This window comes from Poseidonocella sedimentorum (genome assembly GCF_900116005.1).
In the GTDB taxonomy this organism is placed as follows: Bacteria; Pseudomonadota; Alphaproteobacteria; order Rhodobacterales; family Rhodobacteraceae; genus Poseidonocella; species Poseidonocella sedimentorum.
The window spans coordinates 1-11,665 of the sequence record NZ_FOYI01000021.1; the positions used below are offsets into that span (position 1 = coordinate 1).

Here is an 11,665-nt window from a genome sequence, read left to right on the forward strand (position 1 = left end):
CAGCCTGCCTGCAGCGCAGCGCGACTGACAAGCTCGGCCCGCCGGTGAGCACGAGGCCCGTCACGAGCTACACCACGCCGTGGGACATCATCCAATCAGGCTGAATTACCCTGTGCTGCACTTGAAAGTAAAGGCTCACTGAGAAGCCTTCGAAGCTTCAAAGAGCTGCAGACGTTGTTCTTCACCTTCTGACAAGTTGGGTTCTTCCGTACTGATGGAGAAGCCGTCGAGTATGTCCGATATTTGGATGGACCTTCTTAGTTTCCCAGAATGATAAGTATCCACAGGGATCTCGAGCAATCCTCCGAGCTCGACAAGTTCTACAAGTGTACCATTCCCCAAGTCAAAAAGCTCAATCGCGTCATCAAAGGATAGCTCAATCGTGACCTGCTCCCCTTGGAGTCCGCGGTTTTTAGTTCGCTCTGTTCAGGGTTTGGTCCTTTACCGACCGTTGGTGATACTCCCACGGGGTGAGCCCGTCGAGGCTCGTGTGGGGGCGGTGGTGATTGTAGTCGTTGCGCCAAGCCGAGATCAGTTCTCTGGCATGGCGCAGGTTGGCAAACAGGTGCTCGTTTAGACACTCGTCCCGCAGGCGCCCATTGAAGCTCTCGACGAAGCCGTTCTGCATCGGCTTTCCTGGCGCGATGTAATGCCATTCGACCTTGCGGTCCTCCTGCCATTTCAAGATGGCATTCGAGGTCAGCTCCGTCCCGTTGTCGCTGGCCACCATGCAGGGAGATGTTATCGAGTTCCCGTCCTACGCGCTGCCCAGGCAGCGAGGTGTCGACCACACAGGCCAGGCATTCCCTGCTAAAGTCATCAATGACGCACAGGACACGGAACCGGCGCCCATCTGACAGGCTGTCCGAGACGAAGTCCAAGGACCATCGTTGGTTCGGCCCCTGTGGGATCGCCATGGGCGCGCGCGTTCCAATCGCTCGCTTGCGACCACCACGCTTACGCACTGCCAGACCTTCTTCGCGGTAAATCCGGTAAATCTTCTTCCAGTTCACCTTCCAGCCTTCACGGCCAAGAAGCAGGTGCAGTCGCCGATAGCCAAAGCGACGCCGTTCGCTGGAAAGCGCCTTCAGCCTCTCCCGCAACTCGGCGTCGGCAGGCCGGGATCGATCCACGCCGATACACACGCGGATCGATCCCGGCCAAGGTGCAGGCCCGCCGCTGGTTGTAGTTCTTCTCTGTCATCGCCCAGTCCACAGCTCGTCGCCTTGCACCGGGCTTCAGAAGTTTTTTTTCCCAGCATCTCCTTCAGCGTGGCCACATCGAGCATGTGTTCCGCCAGCATCTTCTTCAGCTTAGCGTTCTCGGCTTCAAGCGCCTTCAGCCGTTTGGCCTCCGACACCTCCATGCCGCACTCGCCATTGTCCTCGGACCGATGGCGGACAAAGGCTCGTTTCGAGCGCCATTTGTAGAACGTGCCGTCGCTGATGCCATGCTTCCGGCAATGCTCCTTGGCGCCTATCCCGGCTTGGAGCTCCTTCAGGATGCCAATGATCTGCTCTTCGCTGAAACGGCTTTTCCGCATCGTCTGTCTCCTCGTTGAGAGAACAGTCTAACTTCAAACCCCGGACTTTTCTGGGGAGCAGGTCAATCATCCAGAATGTCCGCCCTGGCGCGAGCTGGAAGCTGGTTTGGCAAGGTGCACCCGAGTTCACGATCGAGGGGCTCTGACGCCCCACGAAATGTTCATGCAGTGCTTAAGATTATCTCTATAAAGCATAAAAAAACATACATATTTAACGCAATCATACTTTCTCCAACAACACCTTCGCTTTGCCCTCCATCACCAACCGCGCGTTCTGCTGTGGCTTCGACCGGGCAATTGCGGTGATTCCCTGCACGAAGTCGAAGACGCTCTCAGGCGGCCGGCCTTCCTCGGCCAGCACCGTCTCGACAATCCGGCTTGTCTCCGCCTTCGAGAACCCGCGTTTGCGCAGAAAATCCTGACGGTCCTCCTCCGACCGCGCGACGATCTTCTCCCGTGCCGCACGGATTCCGTCGATGAACGGCGCGGGCGAGGACTCGGCGAAGCGGCTCAGCGCCGGGGCAGCCTCGTTCGCGAAGCGGGAGGCGGCGTATTTCGAATGCCGGATGGTGATCTCCTGGAAGTCCTCGACGCCCCACAGGTTGCGGTTCTGGCAGACCGCCCGCAGGTAGAAGCTGGCGATGCCGAGCGTCTTGGCGCCCACCTCGGAATTCCAGCAGTAGAACCCACGGAAATAAAGGTCGGGCGAGCCATCGGGCAACAGCCCCGCCTCGATGGGGTTCATGTCATCGACGAGGAACAGGAACACGTCGCGGTCCGATGCGTAGAGCGTCGTCGTTTCCTTCGTCACGTCCACGCGCGGATTGTAGATGCCGGTCGACCAGTCGAGCACGCCGGGGACCTTCCAGCGCGTGTCGCCAATGCCATTGCCCGCGATCCGCTGCACGGCGGAGACTAGTTCGTGGTCGTAGATGCGGCCGTAGTCGGGGCCGGTCACGGCACGCAGTTCCGTGCGGCCATCTGCGACTTCCATCGTTTTGATCTGCTCGGCTCGGTGGTTTGTCAGCCCGTACTGGAGGTTGATCCCCGCCAGCGGCGCGGGCAGCTGCCGCAGATAGGCCGCCGGTGCCCCGACGAGGCTCGAGAGCTGGCCGAAGGACCAATGCGTCGGCGCGATGGGCTCATCCGCGCCGGGTAGGACCAGCCCAAGCTTCTCCGGGTTGTCGCGATGCGCCTCGACCCGGATCGACGCACTCTCCACCGTGCGCGTCCGGCTCCGCTCCGCCCGACCCTTGACCGAGCCGAAGAGATCGTCGAGCGACAGATACCGCTCGTCATCCGGCCGCGAGAACCACTCCGACGACACGCGGTCCACGTTCTCGCCGCGCGACACATCCACCTTGTAGCCGCCGCTGATATCACGCCCGGCATCGATAATTTCGGTATTCATGGGTTTTCTCCCGCGACGGGCGGCCGAAAGCCTCTCTCTCGACCTCCAAACCCGTCACGGGCCGGGACGGCACCCCTCTGACTCTCCGGTCACTCGGCTGCGCGGGTCTCAAGCGGGGAAGGGGCGCGCGACGCGGCGAGCCGGTGCAGCGTTTCCGGGCGGATATGCGTGTACCGGCGCAGCATTTTCCAATCCTTGTGGCCGGTGACCAGCGAGACTTGCTCGATGGCGAAGCCGGCCTCGAACAGGCGGCTTGTGCCTTCATGGCGCAGATCGTGGAAATGCAGGTCCTTCACGCTGACCTCGACGCAGGCGCGCCGGAAGGCCGTTCCGACCGATCTTGAGTTATAGGGAAAGATCCGGCCTCTTGCGTGCCCGAGTTCCTTGGCCTGTTCGGTGACCAACGCCCAGGCATCGAACCCCGTGGCGGCGAAGAGTGGGATTCGCTGGTCGTTCCCGGTCTTGTTGCGCGGGTCCTTCCTGTCGCGGATCAGGAGCATCCGGCGGTCGACGTCGAGATCGGTCCATTCGACGCGGCAGATCTCGTCGAGCCGCATGGCTGTGGCCACCGCGAACTTCACGATCCGTGTCATCGGCAGGGTCAGGCGATCGTTATCATCGAAGCAGCGAAAGAGGCGGTTCAACTCGTCCGTGGTGGGGCGACGATCCCGCTCTGTGCCCTTGCCGATCAGACCGAGGCGCTTGAGCGCGACGCGCGCCAGATCGACGGGTTCCGGAGAGATGTCGAGGCCGTGCACAGCCGCCGCATGGGTGATGATCATTTTGATCACGCCGATGTCGATCCCGAGCGTCACCGGGCCCGCACCTTGCTCCGCACGCATCTTGCCGTAGTCGATAAGCTTTTGCCGGTCGAGGTGCCCGATCTTCTCCTTGCCGAGATCGCGCTTGAGCGTCGTGAGCGTGGCGGCCTTGCTGCGACGCGGCGGTTTCCCTATCTCGCACATATCGGTTATATGAAGGTCGATGAGGTCGCCAAAGGTCTGGAGGCGGGAAACGGACGACTTGTTCGGCGCCAGCCCCTGATCGACCCGGGTCTCCGCCTGGCGGGCCCAACGATGGGCGTCGTCGCGGCGGAGGAACGTCTCGCTCGCATAGCGGCCCTTTCGTCTGATCTGGACCCGGTAGGCACCGGAGGGGAGCTTGGTGATGGAGGCCATTTTCGTGTGCGCTGTGTGTGCAATGAGTCGTCGTAGAGGGGCAAATTCGGGGATATTGGGGCGTATTCCAGCGTAGCAGCATCCGCCGCCAACAGTTTGAAGATACACAAAAAATGCAAATAAATCAACACGCTAGATTGTCTACAGCCCCTATGATGGATTGGACCGATCGGCACTGCCGCTATTTCCATCGGCTGCTGTCGCGCGAGGTGTTGTTGTATACGGAGATGGTGACTGCGCCGGCGTTGGTGCGGGGGGGCGCGGTGCATTTGCTCGATCATGATGCGGCGGAGCAGCCCGTGGCGTTGCAGTTGGGCGGATCGGATCCAGGCGAGTTGGCGGAGGCGGCGCGGCTTGGGGCGGAAGCGGGGTATGAGGAAATCAACCTTAACGTCGGCTGTCCGTCGGACCGGGTTCAGTCGGGCACGTTCGGCGCGGTTTTGATGACCGACGCGCCGTTGGTGGCGCGCTGTGTGGCGGCGATGGAGGCGGCGGTCCGTGCTGAGATCACGGTGAAATGCCGCATCGGCGTCGATGATCAGGAGCCGGAGGTGATCCTTCCGGACTTCCTTGAGCGGATCATGGATGCGGGCGTGGGTCGGGTCACGGTGCATGCGCGCAAGGCCTGGCTCAAGGGGCTGAGCCCTAAGGAAAACCGCGATATCCCGCCGCTCGACTATGATCTCGTGCGCCGGATGAAGGAGCGGTTTCCTGCGCTGCATCTGTCGGTCAATGGTGGCATCGACAGTCTGGAGGCCGCCGAGGGCTTCTTGCGGGATGGGCTCGACGGGGTGATGATCGGCCGTGCGGCGTATCATAATCCTGCGGCGATTCTGGCCGAGGCGGACAGGCGCATTTTCGGCCAGGGCCCCGAGAGCGATGCCGATCCGGTGTCCGTGGCGATCCAGATGAAAGACTATATCGCGCGCCATGTGGCGGCTGGGGGGCGCGTGCATCAGGTCACGCGCCATATGCTCGGCCTCTTCGCCGGGAAACCGGGCGCACGCCACTGGCGGCGCCATCTCTCCGATGCCGCCCACCTCTCTGAGGCGGGCCCCGAGATCATCGACGAGGCGCTCGCCCGGCGGGCGGAGGCCGCCAGCGCGGCGGCCTGAACCGCGTCAGCCGGTGTTGCGGAGCCCCGAGGCGACGCCGTTGATCGACAGGAGCAGGGCGCGTTGGGTCTTTTCGCTGGTATCGCCGGCCCGGACCTTGCGCAGCATCGCGACCTGCATGTGGTTGAGCGGGTCGAGGTAGGGGGTGCGACGGCGGTGCTCGGGGCGCGCGGTGGTTTCGGCGGCGGCACCCAGCTTGCGCTCGGTGATCACCTCGACGCAGTCATGGGCGCGCTGCCATTCCTCGGTGATACGCGTGAAGATCCGCTCGCGCAGCTCCGCGTCCTCCACCAGTTCCGCATAGCGGGCGGCGATGGACATGTCGCTCTTGCCGATGATCGTCTCGACCTTCTTGACCAGCGTGCGGAAGAACGGCCAGTCGGCGAAACAGGCGCGCAGCGTCGCGAGCCCCTCGTCGCCCTCCGCCTCAAGGTAATCGCTCACCGCCGTGCCGAACCCGTACCAGCCGGGAAGCATGATCCGGCATTGCGCCCAGGAAAACACCCACGGGATCGCGCGCAGCGAGGTAATCGCCCGGGTCTTGGCGCGCGAGGCGGGGCGGGAGCCGATGTTGAGCGCGGCAATCTCGGTGATGATGGTCGAGGACCAGAAGAATTCCTCGAAGCCTTCCGTGCCGAAGACCAGATCGCGGTAGGCGTCGAAGGCCGTGCCCGAAAGGCGGTCGACCACGGCCTCCCAGGCCTCGGGAACCGCGACCTCGCCGCCGGCGCCCATCGAGGCTTCCAGCGTGGCCGAAACGATGGTCTCGAGGTGGGCGCGCCCGATCTCGCGGTGGGCGTAGCGCGAGGAGATGACCTCGCCCTGTTCGGTCAGGCGGATCTGCCCGTCGACCGCGCCAGCGGGCTGGCTCAGGATCGCGTCGCGCACATGCCCGCCGCCCCGGCCGACCGATCCGCCGCGCCCGTGAAAGAGCCGCATTCCGATGCCCAGGTCTTTGAACACGCTGACGAAATTACGCTCCGCCTTGTAGAGCTCCCAGTTCGAGGTGACGAAGCCGCCGTCCTTGTTGCTGTCCGAATAGCCGAGCATGACCTCCTGCACATTGCCCTGCCGCGCGAGCACCTCGCGGTAGGCCGGCATGGTCAGGAAGCGGCGCATGATCTCGGGGCCGTTCTGCAAATCCTCGATGGTCTCGAAGAGCGGCACAACCTGCACGCCGCCGCCGCCATCGACCGACAGTCCGGTCTCTTTCAGAAGCACCAGCAGCTCCAGCATGTCGGAGATCGACGTGCAGTTTGAGATGATCGACAGCGCAATCGCCTTGGGCCCGAACCGCGCGCGGATGTCGCGCGCCATGCGGAAGATCGAGAGTTCCTTCTCGGTGGCCTCGGAGTAGCTGTGATAGGGCCGCAGAAGCATTCGCGCCGAGGCCAGCTCGCCCAGAAGAACTGCGCAGCGCCCGCCCTCGTCGAGCGAGAGGTAGTCCATCGACGGATCGACCGCCGAGAGCAATTCCGCGATCGTTGCTTCATGCACCGCCGAATTCTGGCGCAGGTCCACCGTCGCCAGATGGAAGCCGAAACTGCGCACCTTGCGGCGCAGTGACAACAGGCGCCCGCCGGCCGTGGCCGGGGCCTGGTTCGCGCGCAAGGACGCGTCGATCAGGTCAAGATCGGCCAGAAACGCTTCGGGGCCCTCATAAGGCGCGGCGGGAGCCGCATCGCGGGGCAGGGCGGCGCCGGGCACCACATCGCGCAGGGTCGCGGAAATGCGGGCATAGAGATGGATGATGATCCGGCGATAGGGCTCGTCCTCGCGGTGGGCCGAGCCATCGGCCGAGGCCTTGGCCAGCACTTCGAGCGCATCGCTGACCCCGACCACGCGGGTGGACATCGACAACTCGGCGCCGAGCTGGTGCAGCTCTTCGAGATAGTGGCGCAGCGCGAAATCGGCCTGTAGCCGGAAGGTATCGCGCAGCACGTCGGCATCGACGAACGGGTTGCCGTCGCGGTCGCCGCCGATCCAGCTCCCGATCCGCAGGAACCCGCGCAGCGCGTCATCCTCCAGATAGCGCTCCACCGTGCCGTGGATTTCGGGGACCACTTCCATAAAAGTGTGGTCGTAGTAGTTCAACCCGTTGCGGATCTCGTCCCGGACCGAGAGCTTGGAGCGGCGCAGGAGGGCGGTCTGCCACAGGATCTCGATCTCGCGCAGGATGTCGTCCGAGGCCTCGCGCTCGGCATGGCTGCCGGTTTCGGCACGGGACCAGTCGTCAAGCCGCCGGGCGATGGCAAACTCGGCGCGCATCGTGCTCTGGCGGCGGATCTCGGTGGGGTGCGCGGTCAGGACCGGGCTCACCATGAGCCGGTCGATCAGCGCGCGCAGCCCCTGATCTCCAAACGCCTCGCGCGCGGCATTGAGCATCCCCTCCAGCATGTCGCGGCTGCCGGTGGCGCGCTGCCCCTGAAGCTGGGCCTCATCCTCGGCGAGGTTGAGCAAGTGGAGGTAGTAGGAAAACGCGCGCAGCGATTGCAGCATCTCGTCGATCGGCAGGGCCGAGACGATCTCCTGCAGTGCCGTGTAATCGGCCTCCGAGCCGCTGTCGTGAAACCGGATCGAGGCCTTGCGGATGCGCTCGACCGTATCGAACGCGCCGCCGCCCTCCTGATTGAGCAGCACGTTGCCCAGATGCCGTCCGAGAAAGCGGATGCCCTCGTCTGCCATGTCCTCGTCGATGCGCGGTGCGCTGAAAATGGTGTCGGGCATGCGGTCCTCCTCGTGGGGGCGTCTCTCGCGGCAGTGTCACGGGGACGCGGGTGTTTCACAAGGCAGTTTAGCGCTAACAGGCGGGGGGCGCATCAGAAACTTTCTGCACCTGCAAACGTCCCGTGCACTGCGCCGCGGCGGAGTTGCTCGCGCGCGCGCGAATTGACACGCCCGCGCCCGGGCCCGAGCAGGTGCTGGGCCGGGGTCGGCTGGCTCAGGCGGTGGCGCGGCCAGCGCTTGGCCCGTCGGCGCTTGAACCGTCGGCGGTGATCAGATCGCGGGCCTCGACGGTGAGCCGCGCCGAGGTGATCCGCGCGGCGGGATCATGGAACGGCATCGACAGCATAAGCTCGTCCGGGCGCAGCACACGGCGATACTCCGAAAGTGTCGCGGCGACCTGCTCGGCCGTGCCGATGGCGGTGCATTGCAGCATCGCGTCGAGGTGATGACGGATCGCCGGCGGCACTTCGAAATCGGCTCGCGGCGGCGGGGTGCGCTCAAGCCGGTTGGTGAGCAGCCCGGTGAAGGTCTGCAGCAGCGTGGTTGCCTGAAGCTGGGCTTCGGCTTCGGTCTCGGCGGCGATCACGTTGCAGGACATCATGAAGTACGGCTGGTCGAGGTGGGCCGAGGGGCGGAATTGCGTGCGGTAGATCTCGGCGGCCTGCATCAGCGCGGCGGGCGCGAAATGCGAGGCGAAGGCGAAGGGCAGCCCCAGCTTCGCCGCGAGCTCGGCGCCGAAAAGGCTGGAGCCGAGGATCCAGACGGGGACCTCGGTGCCCTCGCCGGGGATCGCGCGGACGGGCAGGGGGCGGGCCGGATCCGGCGCGGCCAGCAGGGAGAGCAGCTCTTCGACATCGCCCGCGAAACGGTCGGAGGCGCGCGGGTCGCGCCGCAGGGCCCGGATCACCGCCGCATCTCCGCCTGGCGCGCGGCCGAGCCCGAGGTCGATCCGGCCGGGGTGGAGGGTTTCGAGCGTGCCGAATTGTTCGGCGATCACGAGCGGGCTGTGATTGGGCAGCATGACCCCGCCCGCGCCGATGCGGATCTTTGAGGTGTGGGCCGCGACCTGGGCCATGAGGACGGCCGTGGCCGAGCTCGCCACGGAGGCGATGTTGTGGTGCTCGGCGTACCAGACCCGGGCATAGCCGGCGGCTTCAGCAGCCCGGGCGAGGGCGATGCTGTCGCGGAAGGTTTGGGAGAGCGTTCCGCCCTGGGGGACGCTGGCGAGATCGAGGAGGGAGAGGGGGAGTGTCATGGAGGGCAGATGGGGGCGCCTCTGCGCCGTGACAAGGGCGCGATGGTGGGGCGACCCGGGAGCCTCCGGCGGGAGTATTTGGGAAGAGAAGAAGGAGTGGGCGCTTCAAGGGAGTGGGCCCGGAAGTGCGTTAGGCCCGGCGCGAGATGCGCCGAGCCCGGAGAGAAGCTCGAGGGCGGCTTTACCCGATGGCCTTGAGGACGGCTTCGCCGAGGCCAGCGGGGCTTTCGGCGACGACGATTCCGGCGGCTTGCATGGCTTCGATCTTGTCTTCAGCGCCGCCCTTGCCGCCGGCGACGATGGCGCCGGCGTGGCCCATGCGGCGGCCCGGAGGGGCGGTGCGGCCGGCGATGAAGCCGGCGGTCGGCTTCCAGCGGCCGCGCTTTTTCTCGTCGGCGAGGAACTGGGCGGCTTCTTCTTCCGCCGAGCCGCCGATCTCGCCGATCATGATGATCGAGGTGGTTTCGTCATCGGCGAGGAACCATTCCAGCGTGTCGATGTGTTCGGTGCCCTTGATCGGATCGCCGCCGATGCCGACGCAGGTGCTCTGGCCGAGGCCGACGTCCGTCGTCTGCTTGACCGCCTCGTAGGTCAGCGTGCCGGAGCGCGAGACGACGCCGACCGAGCCGCGCTTGTGGATGTGGCCGGGCATGATGCCGATCTTGCAGGCGTCCGGCGTGATGACACCGGGGCAGTTGGGGCCGATGAGGATCGACTTCGACGTCTCCAGCGCGCGCTTGACGCGCATCATGTCGAGCACCGGGATGCCTTCGGTGATCGCCACGATCACCTCCATCTCGGCGTCGATCGCCTCGAGGATCGAGTCGGCGGCGAAGGGGGGCGGGACGTAGATCACCGTGGCGTTGGCCTCGGTCACGTGCTTGGCCTCGTGGACCGAGTTGAAGACCGGCAGGCCGAGATGCTCCTGCCCGCCTTTGCCGGGGGTCACGCCGCCGACCATCTTGGTGCCATAGGCGATGGCCTGTTCGGAGTGGAATGTGCCTTGGCTGCCGGTCAGACCCTGGCAGATGACTTTGGTGTTTTCGTCGATGAGGACGGCCATGTGATTGGCTCCTGATATCTGTGTGGCGTCTTACGCGCGCCCGGAGTTGAAGTTCTGCCCGGCGGGGACCGCCGGGCTGCGCCGACCCGCCCCCCCGGGGCGGCGCATCTGCGCCTTCCCGCGGGTCGGCGCAGCCCTCTGCGCCCGGTGGCGATGTGTCGGCATCGAATGCATTCCGATCAGCCTTTCACGGCTTTGACAATCTTCTCCGCGCCGTCCTTGAGGTCGTCGGCGGCGATGACGTCGAGGCCGGAGGTGTTGATGATCTCCTTGCCCTTCTCGACGTTGGTGCCTTCGAGACGCACCACCAGCGGGACCTGCAGGCCGACCTCCTTGACCGCCGCCACGACGCCCTCGGCAATCACATCGCAGCGCATGATTCCGCCGAAGATGTTCACGAGGATGCCTTTGACGTTGGGGTCCGACGTGATGATCTTGAACGCCTCGGTGACCTTCTCCTTGGTCGCGCCGCCGCCCACGTCGAGGAAGTTCGCCGGCTCCGCGCCGTAGAGCTTGATGATGTCCATCGTCGCCATCGCTAGCCCTGCGCCGTTGACCATGCAGCCGATCTCGCCGTCGAGCGCGATGTAGTTCAGGTCATACTGCGAGGCCGCCAGCTCCTTGGGATCCTCCTCGGAGGTGTCGCGCAGCTCGGCGATGTCGGAGTGGCGGTACACGGCGTTGCCGTCAAAGCCCATCTTGGCATCGAGACACTTCAGATCGCCCGCGTCATCGACGATCAGCGGGTTGATCTCCAGCATCTCCATGTCCTTCTCGAGGAACATCTTGTAGAGCGTGCCCATCAGCGCCACGCATTGCTTCACCTGCTTGCCCTCGAGGCCCAGCATGAAGGCGATGCGGCGGCCGTGGAACGGCTGGTAGCCCGTCGCCGGATCGACCGAGAAGCTCAGGATCTTCTCCGGGGTCTCGGCGGCCACTTCCTCGATGTCCATGCCGCCCTCGGTCGAGCAGACGAAGGACACGCGGCTGGTCTGGCGATCGACCAGCAGCGCGAGGTACATCTCGGTGGAAATCCCCGCGCCGTCCTCGATATAGATCCGACCCACCTGCTTGCCCGCGGGGCCGGTCTGGTGGGTCACGAGCGTGCGCCCGAGCATCTTCTTGGCCTCGGAAGCGGCTTCCTCGACCGATTTGGTGATCCGAACGCCACCCTTCTCGCCCGCGTCGGCCTCCTTGAACGTGCCCTTGCCGCGCCCGCCGGCATGAATCTGCGCCTTCACGACCCAGATCGGACCATCCAGCTCACCCGCCGCCGTCTTCGCCTCTTCCGCCCGCAATACCGCACGCCCATCCGATACAGGCGCCCCATACGCCCGCAACAATCCCTTCGCCTGATACTCGTGTATGTTCAT

The 11,665-nt window shown here is 64.9% G+C and carries 7 protein-coding genes and 1 pseudogene; 1 reads left to right on the forward strand and 7 read right to left on the reverse strand.

Annotation, left to right across the window (positions count from 1 at the left end; all coding sequences use genetic code 11):
* Positions 1 to 412: 412 nt before the first annotated feature.
* From BM353_RS16375 to BM353_RS16385, 3 genes and pseudogenes are all read right to left on the reverse strand, one after another.
* Positions 413 to 1,543, reverse strand: a pseudogene (locus BM353_RS16375) (IS3 family transposase).
* 220 nt (positions 1,544 to 1,763) lie between these two features.
* A complete protein-coding gene (locus BM353_RS16380; RefSeq protein ID WP_092082805.1) occupies positions 1,764 to 2,954 on the reverse strand; it encodes a DUF932 domain-containing protein in 1,191 nt (396 codons plus the stop codon).
* 89 nt (positions 2,955 to 3,043) lie between these two features.
* Entirely contained in the window at positions 3,044 to 4,132 is a 1,089-nt protein-coding gene (locus BM353_RS16385) for a site-specific integrase (RefSeq protein WP_092082806.1), read from the reverse strand.
* Between the two features lie 152 nt (positions 4,133 to 4,284).
* Here BM353_RS16385 and dusA point away from each other — a divergent pair, with 152 nt between their 5' ends.
* Positions 4,285 to 5,247 carry a tRNA dihydrouridine(20/20a) synthase DusA gene (dusA, locus tag BM353_RS16390; RefSeq protein WP_245759689.1) on the forward strand — a complete coding sequence of 321 codons (963 nt, stop codon included), beginning with the start codon at positions 4,285 to 4,287 and terminating at the stop codon, positions 5,245 to 5,247.
* A gap of 6 nt (positions 5,248 to 5,253) precedes the next feature.
* Here dusA and ppc read toward each other — a convergent pair whose 3' ends face one another.
* The 4 genes from ppc to sucC form a co-directional block, all read right to left on the reverse strand.
* Positions 5,254 to 7,974, reverse strand: a complete 2,721-nt coding sequence (ppc, locus tag BM353_RS16395; RefSeq protein ID WP_092082810.1) for a phosphoenolpyruvate carboxylase — start codon at positions 7,972 to 7,974, stop codon at positions 5,254 to 5,256.
* A 214-nt stretch (positions 7,975 to 8,188) separates the two neighbouring features.
* The gene (locus tag BM353_RS16400; RefSeq protein WP_092082812.1) at positions 8,189 to 9,229 is read right to left on the reverse strand and encodes an LLM class flavin-dependent oxidoreductase; all 1,041 of its coding nucleotides are present in this window, start codon (positions 9,227 to 9,229) and stop codon (positions 8,189 to 8,191) included.
* Positions 9,230 to 9,410: 181 nt separating this feature from the next.
* Positions 9,411 to 10,292 (reverse strand): succinate--CoA ligase subunit alpha, encoded by an 882-nt coding sequence (sucD, locus tag BM353_RS16405; RefSeq protein WP_092077473.1) that lies wholly within the window; start codon positions 10,290 to 10,292, stop codon positions 9,411 to 9,413.
* A gap of 179 nt (positions 10,293 to 10,471) precedes the next feature.
* Positions 10,472 to 11,665: an ADP-forming succinate--CoA ligase subunit beta gene (gene sucC / locus BM353_RS16410; protein ID WP_092077475.1), complete on the reverse strand. Its 1,194-nt coding sequence runs from the start codon at positions 11,663 to 11,665 to the stop codon at positions 10,472 to 10,474.